Source organism: Moraxella bovis (genome assembly GCF_025985205.1).
GTDB classification, from domain to species: domain Bacteria; phylum Pseudomonadota; class Gammaproteobacteria; order Pseudomonadales; family Moraxellaceae; genus Moraxella; species Moraxella bovis.
This window is the reverse complement of record NZ_CP087840.1, coordinates 575,900-593,393: the sequence shown is the minus strand read 5'-3', so window position 1 is coordinate 593,393 and position 17,494 is coordinate 575,900. Positions and strand designations below refer to the sequence as shown.

Here is a 17,494-nt window from a genome sequence, read left to right as displayed (position 1 = left end):
GGGGTAAAATTTTCTTAACTTACCATTATTTTGTGTGATTGTCTATGGTCTGTGAGACTATTTTCTAAGAGATTTTAATTTATAATAAAAATTAATTAAATATTCATTTTTTATGATAATTATCCAATAATCAATGACATAAAATCCTTGTCTTTTTGGCAAAAAGTAGGTATTATTAACTTCACTGATATATTCATTAATTTTTATGATATAAATCATTGTGGCGATAGCCATTAATTAAATCAATGAATGTACCTTTCACTCAATCCATACTTGACCAACCTAAGGAATATGCCATGACTATCCAGTCCGCCATCGCCAAAGTCGAGCAAAACTACGCTCATCAGCCAGAATTCATCCAAGCCGTCAAAGAAGTCGCCATGACTATTGAGAAGGTCTATGCCGACAACCCAAAATTTGAGACCCTACAAGTCTTTGAACGCCTATGCGAGCCTGACCGTATCATCTCTTTTCGTGTCAATTGGGAAAACGACAAAGGCGAGATTCAGGTAAACCGTGGCTGGCGTGTCCAATTTAGCAACGCCATTGGTCCATATAAAGGCGGTATCCGCTTTCACCCAACCGTAACCGAGGGTACCTTAAAATTCTTGGGCTTTGAGCAGATTTTCAAAAACGCCTTAACAGGCTTGCCTATGGGCGGTGCTAAAGGTGGCTCTGACTTTGAACCCAAAGGCAAAAGTGAGGCTGAAATCCGCCGTTTTTGCTATGCGTTCATGCGTGAACTTCACAAAAATGTCGGCAAAGACATGGATGTACCAGCAGGCGACATCGGTGTGGGCGGTCGTGAAGTGAACTATATGTTTGCGATGTATAAAAACCTAACCCGTGAATTTGAAGGCGTACTCACTGGCAAAGGCGTGGGTCACGGTGGCTCGCTCATTCGTACCGAAGCGACTGGTTATGGTCTCGTGTACTTCCTTGACAACATGCTAAAAGTCAATAACGACAGCCTAGAAGGCAAAACGGTGCTGGTATCAGGTGCAGGCAACGTGGCTCAATATGCTGCCGAAAAATGCCTACATTTGGGCGGTAAAGTCATCACCTTCTCTGACTCAAAAGGCACGCTTGTGGATAAAGACGGCTTTACGGCAGAGAAAATCGACTGGGTCAAAAACCATAAAGCCAACGGCAAAGCATTGGCGGATTATGTCGCAGAATTTGGTGGCGAGTGGCTGGCAGGAGAGCGTCCTTGGCAGTTTGATGCTGATGTGGCTCTGCCTTGTGCCACCCAAAACGAAGTCAGTGAGGCAGATGCTCACGCCCTAGTCAAACATGGCGTAAAATACGTTGCCGAAGGTGCAAACATGCCACTGACTGCCGAAGCCATCGATGTGGTGCGTGAGCATGGTGTTGCCTATGCCCCTGGTAAAGCTGCCAACGCTGGCGGTGTGGCGGTGTCTGGCTTAGAGATGAGTCAAAACTCAGTGCGTAAATATAAGTCGTTTGAAGATTTGGACTTAGAACTACAAAAAATCATGAAAAACATTCATGAAAGTGCGTTGGAGGCTGGCAAAAAATACGGCACAACCGAAGGTACGATTGACTATATGACAGGTGCGAACGTGGCAGGCTTTACCCAAGTTGCCAATGCACTGGTGGCGTACGGTTATCTATAAATCGCTGACTTGCGTGAATTGTTAATAAAGAAAATCCGTCCAATATGGGCGGATTTTTCTATTACCTTAGTGCAGGTCTAGCTTTTGTATATTTGCAATCAAAAATGAGAAAAATCGCCCATTTTCATTGCAAATACAAAAGGCGGGCACGCCCTAATTTTGTGTCTAAAAATTACCAATTTTTTAAAAACATAATTTTATCTGCTAAAAATTAAATATAGCGCGATTGCTCTGAAAATACCATCAAGAAATATTCCCAAATCCTCCAAACTTTGCTAAAATGGCTTAATTTGTTTTTTTGGTAAGTAAAAAAGGATAAAAAATGCACTCCACCCCCAGTCTAAACCTTAGTCCAAATGACCTAACCGCCAAACTGCACCGCTCCCAATCCGCCCCCCAGCTTACGCCTGACGGCAAACTCTGCCATTTTTTAAGCGTGGAAGGGTTAAACAAAGACATTTTGACCCAAATTATCCATAAAGCGGGCAGTTATTTGCTCCCAAACGGTCAAATCCAAAACTCCACCGAGCTTGACGGCTGTACGGTGATGAACCTATTTTTTGAAAATTCCACCCGCACCCGCACCACTTTTGAAGTCGCCGAAAAACGCTTGGGGGCAAATGTCCTAAACCTTGACATTGCCAAATCGTCCACGAGTAAGGGCGAGAGCCTTGCCGACACGCTGTGGAATTTGCAGGCGATGACGGCGGATATGTTTGTGGTGCGTCATTATTCGTCTGGGGCGATGCACTTTATGGCAGAGAAGGTCTGCCCAAGCGTTGCCGTTATTAACGCAGGGGACGGTCAGCACGCCCACCCCACGCAGGCGATGCTGGATATGCTGACCATTCATCGTGAAGCCAAAAAGCCCTTTGACGAGCTGTCCGTTGCCATTATTGGCGATGTTAAGCACAGTCGTGTCGCTCGCTCGGACATTTGTGCTTTGCAGACTTTGGGCGTGAAAGACATTCGGGTGGTCGCCCCCAAAACCTTACTCCCCAAAGGCATTGAACGCTATGGTGTGTCGGTGTTTGACGATATGGACAAGGGCATTGCAGGCGTGGATGTGCTGATTGGACTTCGCATTCAAAATGAACGCATTGGTTCGCCCCTTTTGCCGTCCACTGCTGAGTATTTTAAAATGTATGGCATTACCGACAAACGGCTTAAACTCGCCGACAAAGACGCAATCGTAATGCACCCTGGCCCGATGAATCGTGGTGTGGAAATTGCGTCCGATGTGGCGGATGGCGTGCAATCGGTGATTTTAAAACAGGTCAATAATGGCATTGCCGTTAGAATGGCGGTAATGGCAATGGCAATGGAAGGGCAAAGAAGTTTGAGAAACTAAGGATAAAAAATGACAGCAATTACCCTTAATTTATCAGATAATTTGGTTTATGAGGCTAAACAAGCAGGCATTTATAATGAAGTGCTTTTGACGCAAACTTTAAATGAATTTTTAAAAACACAATTAAGCAACAAACAAAAATCAAAATCCGAAGTTTATGATTTTATAATGAGTTTGCCGAAAGCCAATTATGCCGATGACGGATTAACCATTCAACAAAAATTGCGAGATGAATGGTAATGTGTTTATTGGACACTAATTTTGTTATCAATTTACAAAAGCGTAAGTCTGACGAATTGCAATTTTTATTGGATAATCAGGTAAAATTTGATGAATGTTTTGTTAGTGTGATTACAAAACTAGAAGTTTTGGGATTTCACGGTCAAATTGCTGATGAAAAAGTGGATATGGAAAAACTAATTGGTAACTTTCGTTGTTTTGAGTTGGATTTTGTTATTCAACAAAAAACCATTGAAATCAGAGAACAGCGAAAAATAAAACTGCCAGACAGTATTATTTTGGCAACTGCTTTGGTTAAAAACAAACGATTGGTTACGGCTGATGTTAAATTAAATTCGGCTTATCAGTTTTTTAAAGGAAATTAATAATGTCCGCCCTAGAAAAAATCGCCCACCTCTCTGAACAAGAGTATTTATCTTATTATGATAAATTGCAGGGGCAAAAATATGAATTGGTTGACGGTCATATTTATGCCCAAGCAGGGGCAAGCCGTACGCATAATAAATTGGCGGTTAATGTTGGCACAAAATTGCAAACGCATTTAAAAAACAATCCTTGCCAGCCTTATATCAGCGATTTAAAGGTAAAGGTAGAAAATAACTATTTTTATCCTGATGTGGCGGTAAATTGTGGCGATGATGAGTGTATTGCCGATAAACCGATTTTGATTATTGAAATCTTATCCAAATCTACCGCCTTTTTGGACAAAACCAAAAAACTTTGGGAATGTGCCCAATTAGAAACCGTACAAGAATACGCCACCGTTGAACAATCTTTTAAACAAATCACTTTATATCGCCGTGAAAACGATTGGCAAGCCGAAATTTTTGAAACGGGCGAGATTTATTTTAAAAGCATTGATTTGATTGTAAATATTGATGAAATTTATCAAGGAATTTTGGTCAATTGATGTTGGTTTTAACATTGGGCGTAAGGTGTGTATTTTGCACCGTATTTTAACCATTTAATAAGAGAATAATGATGTTTAAAAAACTTTTGATTACCTTATTATCATTAAGTTTGGCACCTTATGCAATCGCTGAAACTCTAACAGATTTTTATGGAAATCCAATTCCAAAAGAGCAACAGCAAGAAATGGAAAGGCAAGTTAAGGAATTAGAACTTCAAGCCAACACGGGAAATATAGAAGCAATTTCTGAACTTACTCAATTTTATTTATATTCTGGCAATAAACAAAAAACCCTTTATTGAGTTGATAAAATGGTGGAAAATGGCTATCCAGATGCTTTGACGATATTAGCCGATGCTTATGAAAATGGCTATTATGGGTTTGAAAGAAATACCGAAAAAGCATTTGAATATTATTTAAAAGTAGCCAATTTAGGAGAATTGCATTCACAATTATGACTTATAGATTATTATCTTGGTAGAAGGGTGGTGGAAGGTGGCTTTTGTAATTGTAGCAATATAGATTATCAAAAAGCCTTAGAATGGGCAGAAAAAGCCAGTAAACTAGGTTCTAGTGAAGCGAACCGAAAGATTGCTGAAATTTATCTTAATCGTGATGAAAACAACCCAAATTATCAAAAGGCAATAGAATATTATAATTTGGCAATTAAACAAATAAAAGTAGAGCTAGAAAAACAGCCAACTGACAGTAGTCATAAATTGCATTTGGTTTGGTCTTATACTGATTTGGGTGAAATTTATTATCAATTAAAAGATTATCAAAAAGCTAAATTAAACTTTGAAAATGCCATTGATTTGGCTGATTATCATTCATCTAGGGCTTATTATGGATTGTCATTGCTTTATCATCATGGTTATGGCGTACCAAAAAATATTAAAAAAGCCGATGAATTGCATAAAAAATCTTGTGAACTTGGTTATGTACCTGCTTGCGAAAATCAATAAACTTAAAAAGATGAGAATTTTATGAAAAACCTACTCCCCCCCACTTGGCAATCGCCAACCCTAACCAAAAGCGACACAGACGACAAATGGCTTATTCCGCCCATTGTGGATTTGTGCGGTGTGATTGCAAATGACGAACACGCCACGATAGAGAGCGAGAGCATTTCGGCATATCACAATGGTATTTTGCACATTTGTACACCGCCTGCCAGCTCTCGCCCACTGGACAACCCATCTTTGATTGACGACATTCGCCACAAGGCAAGTAAATCGGGCGTCAAGCTCTATGCCATTGGGGCTTTGACCGCATCGCTTGGCGGTGAAAAACTTGCCAACATTGCAGGGCTAAAACCCAAAACGATAGCGGTGTCCAATGGGCGATCTGGGTTTGCGAGTGATGATGTACTTTTGCGAGCGTTGGAATACGCCAAAACCTTTGATGTTAAAGTGTTTTTTTACCCAGACGAGCCGAGCCTTACCAAAAATGGCGTGGCTCACGATGGCTATGTGGCAAGCTATCATGGTCTTTCGGGCATTCCGTGGATTGCCGAGACGGTCGCCCTTGCCAAACAGCTTCTTATCGTCGAAGAAACGGGCGTGTCGGCTCATTTTAGCCAGATTAGCTGTAAATCGTCTGTGGAACTCATTCGCACCGCTAAGGCAAAGGGCTTGCCCGTTACCTGTGATGTGGCGATGCACCAGCTTCATCTGACGGACGATGCGATTGACGGCTACAATACTTTGGCGTTTGTCTATCCGCCCCTTCGCTCCGAGACTGACAAGCGGGCATTGATTAAGGGCTTGCAGGACGGCACGATTGATGCGATTTGTTCTCATCATCAGGCGGTTTCTATGACCGCCAAACTTGCCCCATTCCCCGAAAGCACCGCTGGGATTAGCAATTTTGATACTTTTGTCAGTTTGGGGTGTCAGCTGGTGGCGGACGGCATTTTGACCGCCGAACAACTGGTGGAAAAGATTTGCACCAATCCTGCCAAAATCGCAGGCATTGAAACGATTTATCACGAAAAAGGCGGGGCGGTGCTGATTGACCCAAACTGCGAGTGGACGGTCAGCGATGAGACGATGTTGTCAATGGGCAAAAATACGCCGTTTACTAACCAAACATTGGTAGGTAAAGTAGAAAAAGTATTTTTTGATTGATTTTATAAATTAAAAAATCATTTACTATTTAAATTACCTATCAAATAAAAAGACTTACTATATGTAAGCCTTTTTTGTTTATAAAAACTTAGCAATGGACATTATTTTACAAAGAAATAAAATTATCAAATAATAAAAAATATTATTTACTTTTAAAAATAAAAATGTTAATATTATTGCCAGTTTATTACCAATCCTTACATGATGTAGGGTTTGTTCCTTTGTTTTGATAGTTATATTTTGCTATTTAGGTGATTTTATGAAACAAAAAACCTTTGCACTACGTCATCTGACCTTTGCAGTCATTGGCACGATGACAGCGACCGTTGCCATGGCAAACACTGCCGAGAGCGGGCCGACGGTTGATTTGGGGCATGAAGTGATTACCATTGACCGTCAAGGCACCAAAGTTAAGACGAACGTGGTAACTTTGCAAGAAAAAGATGAGTCTACCGCCACAGGACTGCGTGAACTTTTAAAGTCTGAACCTGCCATTGATTTTAGTGGCGGTAATGGCACATCATCTTATCTAACCATGCGTGGTATGGGTCAAAACTCCATTGATGTTAAAGTGGATAACGCCTACTCTGACAGCCAAATCCTATATCATCAAGGTCGTCATATGCTAGACCCTAGCCTTGTCAAAATCGTCTCTGTACAAAAAGGTGCAGGTTCGGCGTCTGCTGGTATCGGGGCGACCAATGGTGCGATTGTTGCCAAAACAGTAGATGCTCAAGATTTGCTAAAACACACTGATAAAGACTGGGGTGTGAAAGTTAATGCGGGTTATAGCAGTAATGATGAACATAGCTATGGCGTAACAGGCTTTGGCAAGGCAGGTAACTTTGACTTTTTGGTTGATTATAACGAAACCAGTCAAAATAATTACAAACCTGGTAAAAAAACAGGTCAAAAAGACAGTGCAACACCACCTGGCAAATATCGTAGCTCCTACACTGCCAGCACAAACCCAGCTCCTGCCTCAGAATGTGCCTATCGTACTAAAAAAGATGGCACTATTACAGATACGTTTTGTAAAGACCCAAATCACCCCAGTGATGAAGTGGCATTCCAAGCAATGGATAAAGAAAGCTACTTAATTAAAGCAGGTTACAATCTGGGTGAACATCGTTTTGTACTTAGCCATTTTAACACAACCAATAAAGGTATGCGTAACGTACGTGAAGAATTTGATTGGGTTGTTATTCCAGGAGAGCTAGATACTTCAACCAAGGTTAAACTTGACAAAGAAGGTAAGCCAAAGGCTGGTGCCATCAACTATGGTGGACATCGTAAATTATCCATGCAAAACACCAACCTTGAATACAAAGGCAAAGCAGGATTGTTGGGTGAGGCAGAAGCCAATGTTTATTTTATGAAAAATGAACGCAAATCTGGCAATGATAAATTCAGTGGTTATGCAGGCAATGTAGATGCTCCAAACGACACTTCGGTTAAAACCACAGGAGCAAATTTAGGTTTTGATAAATACATCAATGATGACACACTATTTAAATATGGTGCAAACTATCGCCATCAAGAAACCACCCCTAACCGTGCTCACAACGACAAACTACAAACCACAGAAAAAGATGATATTGGTGTGTATGGTGAGATTATTGCTGATATTGGCAATTTTACCTTAACGGGAGGTATGCGTTATGATCACTTCAATTATACTTCTATCAGCAACAAGAAAGTTTCTGATGGTGCATTCAATCCAAGCGTAGGCATTATTTGGCAAGCCACGCCCGATCTTAGCTTCAATGCTGTGCACAACTACGCCACTCGCAGTCCACGTCTTGTAGATGCTCTGCTATCATCAGGAAGTCGTGCTGCTGATATTGCTGATGGTACAAAAGCAGAACAAGCCAAAAACACCGAGATTGGTTTTAACTACAACAACGGCAATCTATCAGTTGATGGTACCTATTTTTGGCAAGAGATTGATAATCTGCTAACCAGTGGTGCACGTCATCGCCCAGGTGATGAACATAATACAATCTTTAATGTGGGATTTGCCAAAAATAAAGGGTATGAAATCAATACTCGTTATAGATGGAATGGCTTTACTGCTCGCTTAGGTGTGGCTGAGAGCGATCCTGAATATTACAGTGGTAACAATGCAGAGGGCAAACCAATCCGCTTTGATAACCGTGAATTTGGTAGTAACATTGGTCGTACTTGGACAGCAGGTCTTGCCTATCGCTTTGCCAATCCAAATTTAGAAATTGGTGTCAATCACCGCAAAGTTGATGATGTAAAAGGTCAAAGTGCCTACATGACCCCAATCTCAGGCTCTCGTGGTAACAACTTAAATCTAATCAAGTATGGTTATGACGTAACTGACATTTATGCCAACTGGAAACCATTCAATAACGACAAATTAAATGTAAACTTTGCCGTTAACAACGTCGGTGATGAGTTCTACTATTCACACTCTGCTATCAAGGGTTTGCCTGGTGCTGGTCGTGAATACCGTGTCGGTGTAAACTTCACTTACTAATCTTTTACCAATCCTACCCTGAATATTGTCCTTTTCTCCACCACCCAACTTTCATGTTTGAAGGTTGGGTTTTTAATCATTAAAACAAAGGATAAATAAAAAGTTTTGTGAAAAATTGGTTATATCGCTAGCATTGTAGCGGGTGTTTGCGATAAACTGATGGTGGTAGTGTGTTGTTTTGTTAATTTGTCTTGGCTTTTGTAAACTTTGTGTCACTAAAAGCGGTTATCATGCTATTGTATTATAAGCAAGGCATGATTTTTGCAAGGCTGTTAGCTGGATTTATTTTCCATTGTAAAAATTTATCTGTAATATTGGTTTTAATTTAAGGGGCGTATATGCATCCAAATTCTTTTATGGTATTTAACCATTACATGACCAGTCCAATAGGCTCGGTTATTGGGGCGATTTTGATTTTCTTGGTGGGCTATTTTGCCGCCTTAATTTTTGGCTCTTTGACCAAAAAAGTCTTAACCAAAATCAATCTTAATCAAAAAATGAACACTCAAACAGGCAAAACCTACGATTTGCATAGCCTACTTAGCAAAATCGTCTTTTGGTTTGTGTTTGTGATAGCCATCTCGGCAGCTCTAAATCAGCTTAATCTTGCCACCATCTCAGCACCGTTTGCCAACATGGTCAATCAAGTACTGCTATTCGTGCCAAACCTGCTTGCCGCTGCTGCCGTGGGTGTGATTGGCTGGGTGGTTGCCATCGTTACCAAAAACGCCACATTGGCAGGTCTATCCAAAACTACGCTAGATGAGAAATTAGCTCAAGAAGCATCAGTTAAACCCATGAGTGGCACGATTGCTGATATGGTGTATTGGCTGATTTTGCTTGTGGTGCTCACCATGGTACTGGGTCGTTTGGGTCTAAACGGACTATTCACACCACTGACCAACATGATTGATAAGATGTTTGCCTTTGTGCCAAATATCTTTATCGCAGGCGTGATTTTCTTTATCGGCTTTGTTGTTGCCAAGATTGTTAAGGGCATTGTCTCTAACTTGGTCGGTTCGCTAAACATCCAAGCCCTAGCCACTCGTGCAGGCATCAGCGAGAAAAACAGCTTGCCAAATATCGCAGGTTCGCTGGTGTTCTTATTTATCATTGTGCCGTTTACCATTGCTGCCCTTGATGCCCTAAAAGTAGAAGCCATCAGTCGTCCTGCCACCAACATGCTTAATAAAATCATGTCCGCCTTGCCAAACGTCTTTACGGCGGCGGCGATTTTGGTGGTTACCTATTTTGTGGTGCGTATGGTTGCCGACATCATCAAAGGGCTACTTCAAAACACCCAAGTGGACGCACTACCTGCCAAGCTTGGTGTACAAGAAGCCCTAGGCGAGCAAAAAGTATCAGGCCTGGTGCGTTGTGGTATCATCTTCTTTGCCATACTGTTCGCGTCTGTGGCAGCCGCTGATGTGCTAGGCTTTGTCCAAATCAGTGACATCGTCACAAGCTTTATCCACTTTGGCGGTCAGATTATCCTAGGTGCGGTTATCTTGGTTATCGGTTTTTGGCTCTCTGGCATTGTTGCTGGCGTGATTGAGCGTTCACAGCAAGGCTCAAAATGTCTAGCCAACATCGTGCGTACGCTGATCATCGGGCTTGTGCTTGCCATGGGTCTAAAAGCGATGGGTATCGCTGATAGTATCGTGAACCTCGCCTTTGGTCTAACGCTAGGCTCTGTGGCGGTGGCGTTTGCCCTTGCCTTTGGTCTGGGCGGTCGTGAAGCAGCAGCTCGCTATCTGGCTCGTATGCAAGACAAGCTAGAAGCCGAAAGCGACAACAAAATCATTTTACCAACCGATGAAACCACCAAAACAGAAGTATCATCAACGTTTAATAGCGATGATTTGAAAAAATAATCAGCTCATCATACAAAAACCCAAAAGTGTTATGCTTTTGGGTTTTTTATTGCCATAAAAAAGCAAGGTATGTACTGTACTAAAAACAAAAAACAGCCCATTTGGACTGTTTTTTTCGTGTCAAATATCACACACGAGACAGATATTCTCCCGTACGGGTATCTACTTTAACCACTTCATTTTGTTGGACAAATAGTGGCACACGCACCACCGCCCCTGTTTCTAGTTTGGCAGGCTTACCGCCACCGCCTGAGGTGTCGCCACGCACACCAGGGTCGGTCTCAACGATTTCAAGCTCCACGAAGTTTGGCGGAGTAACCGACAGTGGCGAGCCGTTAAATAGGGTAATGGTGCAACGAGCGTTTGAGTTTTCTTTTAGCCATTGTGCTGAGTCGCCCATGGCGTTTTTGTCGGCTTGCATTTGCTCAAAGGTCTCAGGGTGCATGAAATGCCAAAACTCGCCGTCATTGTACAAGTATTCCATCTCGGTATCCACCACGTCCGCCCCTTCTAGGCTGTCGCCTGATTTGAAGGTTTGTTCTAGGACTTTACCGGTTTTTAGGTTACGCAGTTTGACACGGTTAAAGGCTTGACCTTTACCGGGTTTGACGTATTCGTTCTCTAGGATAGAGCAGGGGTTGCCGTCAAGCATGACTTTTAAGCCTGCTTTAAAATCATTGGTAGAAAAACTTGCCATGAAAATTACCTTAAAAAATAAAAATAAAAAGTAAAATGCGTTATAATGACGCATTTTAACCGTCTATTATACTGAAAATTACTAAGTTTTGTCAAAAATGAACGACATTTTTTTTAATCAGCCCAACTGGCAAAAAGAGTTATCGAATGCCATAAGCGACGTGGCAAGCCTTTACGAGTTGTTAGAATTGCCCTTACCAAACGAATTTCATGCCCCTACCAAGTTCCCCTTAAGAGTGCCACACGCCTTTATCCAAAAGATGAAAAAGGGCGACCCCAACGACCCTTTATTACGTCAAATCCTACCCGACATTGCCGAGAGTTTGCCTGTGGCGGGCTATACTGCCGACCCATTGGACGAAAATACTCATAACCCTATCAAGGGATTATTGCACAAATACCAAAGCCGAGCCTTAATCACGGTAACGGGGGCGTGTGCGGTGCATTGTCGTTATTGTTTTCGTCAGCATTTTGACTATGGGGCAAATTTGCCAAACAGCCAAGACATTCGCCAAATCTGCCACTATATCGCCAATGACAAAAACATCAATGAAGTGCTATTAAGCGGGGGCGACCCATTAAATATTAACAATCGCCGTTTTAATGAATGGATTAGGGCGTTGTCTGATATTGATAATATTAAGACCATTCGCATTCATACCCGACTGCCTGCGATATTGCCAAACCGTATTGATGATGAATTCATTGATATATTGGCACATTGCCCAAAAAATATCGTCATGGTGCTACATATCAATCACGCCAATGAAATAGACAACGCCCTTGCCCAAAAATGCCAAACCCTAAAAAAACACGGCGTGGTACTATTAAATCAAAGCGTGTTATTAAAAGGGGTTAATGATAATGTAGAGATATTGTGCCAATTAAGCCATGCGTTATTTGATATTGGGGTGTTGCCGTATTATTTGCATATTTTGGATAAAGTGGCAGGGTCGGCTCATTTTGATTTGCCGACAGACAGAGCGATACAGATTTATTGGCAACTTTTGGAAAAATTATCGGGCTATCTTGTGCCGAAACTGGTGCAAGAAGTGGCAGGTAAACCATATAAAGTGCCGATTGATATTTATAAAAATTGTTAAATTTAAAAATCGCCTAATTTGATATTAAGCGATTTTTTATTAATATTAAGATTAATTTAAATAATGATTTAAGGTTAATTTAATCATCATTTGCTGATTTTTTAACTGTTTTGGCTTGTCCGTCAATGGTGGTGCGAGAATTGCCATAATTACCGCCAAAACCGCCATTACCAAAGGGATTGCCTTGTCCAAAAGGGTTATTGGGGTTCACACCGCCCATGCCACCAAAGGGGCTTTGTCCACCCATTTGTTTTGCCATCATTGCCATCATTTTTTCTTGGTTGTTCATGGCGTAGTTTTTGGCTTTGGTGGTCAGCACCTTTTGAATGGCAGGTAGGAGTAGCAAAAACGCTCCGATGTCGGTCAAGATGCCCGGTAGGACAAACAAAATCCCTGCAATGCCCATCGCTACTGATTTGGTAATGGTGGACTCGGGGGGCTGATTGGCAGGGTTGGGGATAACGCCATTTTTCATCTGCTGAGCCATGGGGTTTAGAGTGCTGGCAGCTTTTTTGATGAGTGCCAAACCAATAAAAAACGCCACAACAAACCACAAAAACACAAGCCAACCGCTCATAAATTGAGCCAACAGATACCAAATCAGCATTTCAATGATGAACCACACCAAAGCAATACCCACAACAACGCCCATACGTTTTCCTTATTAGTTTAGAAATTTAACACAAAATAGTTTATAATACCAAATGTTTGTGCTAACGCCAACTTTTTAAAGGCAAGGGTAACAATTTTTAACATTTATCTTTTAATATTTTTTGGGTAGATTTCATTAATATGACACTCATCATCGGCATAGACCCTGGCTCTCGCATGACAGGTTATGGCATTGTGCGTGCGGTGGGCGACCGCTTGACCTTTATAGATGCAGGGACGATACGCACTGACAGCACGGATATGCCGGTGCGTATCAGTCAGATTTTTAATGGCATTGCAAGGATTGTCGGTCATTATCAAAAATACCACGATGAGCCGATACATTCTGCCATTGAGCAGGTGTTTATGGCGACCAACCCTGATAGTGCCCTAAAGCTCGGGCAGGCTCGGGGGGCGGCGATTGCGTCTTTGACGGCACAGGGTTTGACGGTGTCAGAATACACCGCTCGGCAAATCAAGCAGGCGGTGTGTGGCTATGGGGCGGCGGACAAAGAGCAAGTAACGGCAATGGTGTGTCGTCTGCTCGCCCTTGATGTCGTGCCACAAGCGGACGCGGCGGACGGGCTGGCGTGTGCAATTTGTCATGCTCATTCTAGCCATTCCATGCACAAACTTTTGGGCAACACTGCCCTAAAAGGTCGCTCGGCAAGTAAGAAAAAAGGGCGTTGGCGATTATCCGAGACTGACTTACTAAGCCAAAATAAACTGATAAAGCCACAATAGTTAGGGCGTGCCTGCCCTTTGTAATACAATTGCATTTTAAAATTTGTAGAAACAGAAAAGACAAGCATACTCTAAGGCGATGATTTTTAATTGTCGCTTTTTTATAAAAATGAAAATCTAAATTTAAAACGATAAGGTAAAAATATGTCATTCTTTCCCAAATTCACCCCCTACAAAGGCGACATTGCCACAAGTCCTGTTGCCACCTATGAATACTTGCCCCCTGCTCAGACGGTCATGCTTGGCATTCAGCACGTCCTTGCCATGTTTGGGGCGACCGTGCTTGCCCCCATTTTAATGGGCTTTGATGCCAATCTTGCCATTATGATGAGTGGGATTTGTACGATTTTGTTTTTTGTCATGACAGGCGGACGAGTGCCGAGCTATTTGGGGTCGTCCTTTGCCTTTATTGGCGTTGTGGCGGCGGCGACCGCTCATGCGACAGGCTCTGGGGCGAACCCCAATCTTGGCGTGGCACTCGGTGGCATCATCGCTTGCGGTGTGGTCTATGCCTTGATTGGTTTTATCGTCATGGGAACAGGCACTCGCTGGATTGAAAAGCTCATGCCCCCTGTGGTAACAGGTGCGGTCGTCATGATTATCGGACTAAACCTTGCCCCCGTTACGGTGTCAAGCGTGGCAGGTAAGCCCTTTGAGCTTGCTATGACACTAGTTACAGTGCTTTGCATGAGTGGTATTGCGGTGTTTGCCAAGGGCTTTGTAAAAAGACTCCTGCTTCTATTAGGTCTGGTGCTTGCTTATGCTATTTATGCCGTTGTCGCCAATGGCATGGGGTTTGGTAAGCCGATTGATTTTGGTGTGATTGGGCAGGCAAGCTGGTTTGGCGTGCCAAACTTCTCCGCTCCTGTGTTTGACATGAACGCCATGCTTATCATCGCCCCTGTGGCGTTTATCCTTGTGGCGGAGAACTTGGGGCATATCAAGGCGGTGGGGGCGATGACAGGCGAGAATCTTACCCCACAGCTTGGCAAAGCATTCGTGGCGGACGGTGTGGCAACAGCACTCTCGGCAGGGGTAGGCGGTACTGGCATGACGACTTATGGCGAGAACATTGGGGTCATGGCGATTACTCGGGTGTACTCTACGCTCGTGTTTGTTGTGGCGGGGGTGTTTGCGATTTGTCTAGGCTTGTCACCAAAATTCGGGGCGTTAATCCAAACCATTCCCACGCCTGTGCTGACAGGTGCGTCCATTGTCGTGTTTGGTCTGATTACCATTGCAGGAGCGAAAATTTGGATTGACAATAAGGTGGATTTTAGTGATAACAAAAACCTGATGGTCGGGGCGATTACCGTGATTTTGGGCACGGGTAATTTTGGTTTGATGATTGGTTCGTTTGATTTGGGTGGTATCGGCACGGCAACCTTTATGGCGATTTTGTTAAATTGGGTGCTGGGGATGGGTAAGGATAAAGATGGGATTATGTAGAGCTACATAGAACTGACCAGAACTGATGCACGATGGGACAAAGTGGGCATGGTAAGTTTTTGGTATTCATACTAAAAGAATTGGGGGCAAGCCCTAATACAGTCCTACCCACCACAGCCGTAATTTTAACAGCCAAAGCGGTGCAATGCCTGTAAAACTTTGAGCGACTTTGCCATCATCTAATATCACAAAGGATGGTGTTACCTGTCCACCCCACTCGCCAAATACCGCCCCATGTTGGTCATTAATGGTATAAAAATCATAGCCGTGTTTGTTCATATAAGCAAGTAATTCATTGTCATCGCCCGATGACACTGCCACGCTTAGCACATCACGACCATCAGCGTGCAGGGCTTGGACGTTAGGGCTGGTTGTGCGACACACCCCACACCACGACCCCCAAAAGTAGATAAGCACAGGCGTATCATAACTTTGTGAGACGACATCGACCACCTGCCCTGTGCTGTTTTGATAGACAAGTTTGGGACTGTCAGGCATGACAGGCGACCGCCACAGATTGACCGCTGTGTAGATGACGACAAACATCACAAGGTAAGTCAAGGCGGAAAATAAAGTTTTGCGAAGTTTTTTTATCATTTTACAAATAAAAACTGTCTTATAGCTAACGAACTTGATATTTACCACAGGCTTTGTAAGGGTGTGCTGTACACACCTATGAAAATAACGGCATATTAAAGGACGTGCTCAGCACGTCCCTACATTTATATATCATAAATTTGTGGTAATTTAAAACTCTTTGATGAATTTATTAAGATGGGTTTTTAAATTTAACAATCCTTAACTATCAAAAATCTTACCACGGTTCATAATCCCATTAGGGTCAAACACCGCCTTCACCGCTTTCATGTATTCAATCTCGGCAGGCGAGCGAGTGTAGTCTAGATATGGCTTTTTGGTCATGCCCACGCCATGCTCGGCACTGATTGAGCCTTTGTATTTTTTGACCGTTTCAAAGACGTATTTATTGACCGTTTGGCATTTGGCAAAAAAGTCGTCTTTGGTGAGATTGTCAGGTTTTAGGATATTTAGGTGCAAATTACCATCGCCAATATGCCCAAACCAGCAAATCTCAAAATCCGGATAATTGTCCTTGACAATCTGCTCAATGTCATTGATAAAATCGCCCAAATGCGTAATCAGCACCGACACGTCATTTTTGTAAGGGGTAAACGCCGAAATCGTCTCAGAAATGCTCTCACGCAATTTCCAAAGTTCATGCAGTTGCCCCACGCTTTGGCTCATCACACCGTCTTCAATAAGACCGTCTTCGGTGCAACTTTCAAATACACTCATGGCGGTGTCTAGCACGTCATCGGAGACGGCTTCAAATTCTAGCAAAACATAAAAAGACGTACGGCTCTCAAAGGGTTCTTTGGCGTGTCCTGCGGTCAATAACTTATCGATTGCCACGCTGTCAAAAAATTCAAAAGCGGTCAAATGTAACGCCTTGCCAAACTTATCAAGCAGTTTGACCACCGAACCAAAATCAGGCACACCCAAAACCATTGCCGTTAGATTCACAGGCTGTTTTTCAAGTTTTATCAATGCACGAGTTACAAAGCCAAGCGTGCCTTCTGCTCCGATAAACAGATGACGAAAATCGTACCCTGTGGCGTTTTTTAGCATACCGCCATTTAGCTCCAAAATGTCGCCCTTGCCTGTTACCACCGTCAAGCCTAGGATTTGGTTACGAGTCATACCATAGCGGATTACCTTAATGCCACCTGCGTTGGTGCCGATATTACCCCCGATTTGGCTTGACCCCGATGAGGCAAAATCCACCGCATAGTATAGATTTTTGGATTCGGCAAACTCTTGCAAGGCTTTGGTGACCACGCCAGCTTCGACCTCCACCATGCGGTCGGCTTCATAAAACGTGCCAATGGCGTTCATTTTATCAAAACTTACCACCACTTCACCATTGCTTGCCACCGCCCCTGCCGACAGTCCCGTACGTCCACCGCTTGGCACAAGGCAGATGCTATGGGTGTTGGCAAGGCGGACGATGTGGGCGACTTGTTCGGTTGTCTTGGGAAAAACAACGGCATTTGGGGCAGGAGCAAAATGCTTTGTCCAGTCCTTGCCCCAGTTGTCTAGGCTGTCAGGGTCGGTTTTGATTTGGCTGTCGTCAAGTATATGACGAACCTCATCCAAAAACGTGGTGTGGGTCATGATGGCTCTCT

General features: G+C 43.0%; 18 protein-coding genes. 14 read left to right on the top strand and 4 right to left on the bottom strand.

Annotated elements, in window-relative coordinates:
- Nucleotides 1-296: 296 nt before the first annotated feature.
- The 11 genes from gdhA to LP107_RS02980 all read left to right on the top strand — a co-directional run bounded on the left by gdhA (nucleotide 297) and on the right by LP107_RS02980 (nucleotide 10,647).
- Nucleotides 297-1,637 carry an NADP-specific glutamate dehydrogenase gene (gene gdhA / locus LP107_RS03035; RefSeq protein ID WP_112742572.1) on the top strand — a complete coding sequence of 447 codons (1,341 nt, stop codon included), beginning with the start codon at nucleotides 297-299 and terminating at the stop codon, nucleotides 1,635-1,637.
- A gap of 322 nt (nucleotides 1,638-1,959) precedes the next feature.
- Nucleotides 1,960-2,988 carry an aspartate carbamoyltransferase catalytic subunit gene (locus LP107_RS03030; RefSeq protein WP_078273895.1) on the top strand — a complete coding sequence of 343 codons (1,029 nt, stop codon included), beginning with the start codon at nucleotides 1,960-1,962 and terminating at the stop codon, nucleotides 2,986-2,988.
- Between the two features lie 9 nt (nucleotides 2,989-2,997).
- On the top strand, nucleotides 2,998-3,228 hold the full coding sequence (locus LP107_RS03025; RefSeq protein ID WP_078273894.1) for a hypothetical protein: 231 nt from the start codon (nucleotides 2,998-3,000) through the stop codon (nucleotides 3,226-3,228).
- Nucleotides 3,228-3,593, top strand: a complete 366-nt coding sequence (locus LP107_RS03020) for a type II toxin-antitoxin system VapC family toxin (RefSeq protein WP_162860425.1) — start codon at nucleotides 3,228-3,230, stop codon at nucleotides 3,591-3,593. Before LP107_RS03025 ends, LP107_RS03020 begins: the two co-directional genes overlap by 1 nt.
- Before the next feature lie 2 nt (nucleotides 3,594-3,595).
- Nucleotides 3,596-4,138: a Uma2 family endonuclease gene (locus tag LP107_RS03015; RefSeq protein WP_112742573.1), complete on the top strand. Its 543-nt coding sequence runs from the start codon at nucleotides 3,596-3,598 to the stop codon at nucleotides 4,136-4,138.
- A 68-nt stretch (nucleotides 4,139-4,206) separates the two neighbouring features.
- Nucleotides 4,207-4,440, top strand: a complete 234-nt coding sequence (locus tag LP107_RS03010) for a hypothetical protein (RefSeq protein WP_264675955.1) — start codon at nucleotides 4,207-4,209, stop codon at nucleotides 4,438-4,440.
- 9 nt (nucleotides 4,441-4,449) lie between these two features.
- The gene (locus LP107_RS03005; RefSeq protein ID WP_264675956.1) at nucleotides 4,450-4,596 is read left to right on the top strand and encodes an SEL1-like repeat protein; all 147 of its coding nucleotides are present in this window, start codon (nucleotides 4,450-4,452) and stop codon (nucleotides 4,594-4,596) included.
- 3 nt (nucleotides 4,597-4,599) lie between these two features.
- Nucleotides 4,600-5,103, top strand: a complete 504-nt coding sequence (locus LP107_RS03000; protein ID WP_474198273.1) for a tetratricopeptide repeat protein — start codon at nucleotides 4,600-4,602, stop codon at nucleotides 5,101-5,103.
- Nucleotides 5,104-5,124: 21 nt separating this feature from the next.
- Nucleotides 5,125-6,267, top strand: coding sequence for a dihydroorotase (locus tag LP107_RS02995; protein ID WP_112742576.1), 1,143 nt, complete (start codon nucleotides 5,125-5,127; stop codon nucleotides 6,265-6,267).
- Nucleotides 6,268-6,526: 259 nt separating this feature from the next.
- On the top strand, nucleotides 6,527-8,773 hold the full coding sequence (locus LP107_RS14315) for a TonB-dependent receptor domain-containing protein (protein ID WP_078273891.1): 2,247 nt from the start codon (nucleotides 6,527-6,529) through the stop codon (nucleotides 8,771-8,773).
- 338 nt (nucleotides 8,774-9,111) lie between these two features.
- Complete coding sequence (locus LP107_RS02980) at nucleotides 9,112-10,647, top strand: mechanosensitive ion channel (RefSeq protein WP_112742577.1); 1,536 nt, start codon at nucleotides 9,112-9,114, stop codon at nucleotides 10,645-10,647.
- 127 nt (nucleotides 10,648-10,774) lie between these two features.
- Here the strand turns inward: LP107_RS02980 and efp are convergent, their stop codons facing one another.
- Complete coding sequence (gene efp, locus LP107_RS02975; protein ID WP_029103061.1) at nucleotides 10,775-11,344, bottom strand: elongation factor P; 570 nt, start codon at nucleotides 11,342-11,344, stop codon at nucleotides 10,775-10,777.
- Between the two features lie 97 nt (nucleotides 11,345-11,441).
- Between efp and epmB the strand changes: the two genes are divergently transcribed.
- Nucleotides 11,442-12,446, top strand: coding sequence for an EF-P beta-lysylation protein EpmB (epmB, locus tag LP107_RS02970; RefSeq protein ID WP_078273889.1), 1,005 nt, complete (start codon nucleotides 11,442-11,444; stop codon nucleotides 12,444-12,446).
- A gap of 79 nt (nucleotides 12,447-12,525) precedes the next feature.
- On the opposite strand, the gene LP107_RS02965 is transcribed toward epmB, so the two are convergent.
- Entirely contained in the window at nucleotides 12,526-13,098 is a 573-nt protein-coding gene (locus LP107_RS02965) for an FxsA family protein (RefSeq protein WP_112742578.1), read from the bottom strand.
- Between the two features lie 140 nt (nucleotides 13,099-13,238).
- Between LP107_RS02965 and ruvC the strand changes: the two genes are divergently transcribed.
- Together ruvC and LP107_RS02955 are read left to right on the top strand one after the other, a co-directional pair.
- Nucleotides 13,239-13,841 (top strand): crossover junction endodeoxyribonuclease RuvC, encoded by a 603-nt coding sequence (ruvC, locus tag LP107_RS02960; protein ID WP_078273887.1) that lies wholly within the window; start codon nucleotides 13,239-13,241, stop codon nucleotides 13,839-13,841.
- 144 nt (nucleotides 13,842-13,985) lie between these two features.
- Nucleotides 13,986-15,290, top strand: a complete 1,305-nt coding sequence (locus LP107_RS02955) for a solute carrier family 23 protein (protein WP_078273886.1) — start codon at nucleotides 13,986-13,988, stop codon at nucleotides 15,288-15,290.
- Nucleotides 15,291-15,383: 93 nt separating this feature from the next.
- Here the strand turns inward: LP107_RS02955 and LP107_RS02950 are convergent, their stop codons facing one another.
- On the bottom strand, nucleotides 15,384-15,887 hold the full coding sequence (locus LP107_RS02950) for a redoxin family protein (RefSeq protein ID WP_078273885.1): 504 nt from the start codon (nucleotides 15,885-15,887) through the stop codon (nucleotides 15,384-15,386).
- A gap of 201 nt (nucleotides 15,888-16,088) precedes the next feature.
- The gene (locus LP107_RS02945) at nucleotides 16,089-17,483 is read right to left on the bottom strand and encodes an FAD-binding oxidoreductase (protein WP_112742579.1); all 1,395 of its coding nucleotides are present in this window, start codon (nucleotides 17,481-17,483) and stop codon (nucleotides 16,089-16,091) included.
- Nucleotides 17,484-17,494: the final 11 nt, after the last annotated feature.

What these genes read in the sequence shown, in the direction of transcription:
- LP107_RS02995 (WP_112742576.1), top strand. Translation starts at nt 5,125, where the DNA reads ATGAAAAACCTACTCCCCCCCACTTGGCAATCGCCAACCCTAACCAAA.
- LP107_RS02955 (WP_078273886.1), top strand. Translation starts at nt 13,986, where the DNA reads ATGTCATTCTTTCCCAAATTCACCCCCTACAAAGGCGACATTGCCACA.
- LP107_RS03020 (WP_162860425.1), top strand. Translation starts at nt 3,228, where the DNA reads ATGTGTTTATTGGACACTAATTTTGTTATCAATTTACAAAAGCGTAAG.
- LP107_RS03005 (WP_264675956.1), top strand. Translation starts at nt 4,450, where the DNA reads ATGGTGGAAAATGGCTATCCAGATGCTTTGACGATATTAGCCGATGCT.
- epmB (WP_078273889.1), top strand. Translation starts at nt 11,442, where the DNA reads ATGAACGACATTTTTTTTAATCAGCCCAACTGGCAAAAAGAGTTATCG.
- LP107_RS03030 (WP_078273895.1), top strand. Translation starts at nt 1,960, where the DNA reads ATGCACTCCACCCCCAGTCTAAACCTTAGTCCAAATGACCTAACCGCC.
- LP107_RS02945 (WP_112742579.1), bottom strand. Translation starts at nt 17,483, where the DNA reads ATGACCCACACCACGTTTTTGGATGAGGTTCGTCATATACTTGACGAC.
- LP107_RS03025 (WP_078273894.1), top strand. Translation starts at nt 2,998, where the DNA reads ATGACAGCAATTACCCTTAATTTATCAGATAATTTGGTTTATGAGGCT.
- LP107_RS03010 (WP_264675955.1), top strand. Translation starts at nt 4,207, where the DNA reads ATGATGTTTAAAAAACTTTTGATTACCTTATTATCATTAAGTTTGGCA.
- LP107_RS02965 (WP_112742578.1), bottom strand. Translation starts at nt 13,098, where the DNA reads ATGGGCGTTGTTGTGGGTATTGCTTTGGTGTGGTTCATCATTGAAATG.
- LP107_RS02950 (WP_078273885.1), bottom strand. Translation starts at nt 15,887, where the DNA reads ATGATAAAAAAACTTCGCAAAACTTTATTTTCCGCCTTGACTTACCTT.
- LP107_RS14315 (WP_078273891.1), top strand. Translation starts at nt 6,527, where the DNA reads ATGAAACAAAAAACCTTTGCACTACGTCATCTGACCTTTGCAGTCATT.
- efp (WP_029103061.1), bottom strand. Translation starts at nt 11,344, where the DNA reads ATGGCAAGTTTTTCTACCAATGATTTTAAAGCAGGCTTAAAAGTCATG.
- LP107_RS03015 (WP_112742573.1), top strand. Translation starts at nt 3,596, where the DNA reads ATGTCCGCCCTAGAAAAAATCGCCCACCTCTCTGAACAAGAGTATTTA.
- ruvC (WP_078273887.1), top strand. Translation starts at nt 13,239, where the DNA reads ATGACACTCATCATCGGCATAGACCCTGGCTCTCGCATGACAGGTTAT.
- gdhA (WP_112742572.1), top strand. Translation starts at nt 297, where the DNA reads ATGACTATCCAGTCCGCCATCGCCAAAGTCGAGCAAAACTACGCTCAT.
- LP107_RS02980 (WP_112742577.1), top strand. Translation starts at nt 9,112, where the DNA reads ATGCATCCAAATTCTTTTATGGTATTTAACCATTACATGACCAGTCCA.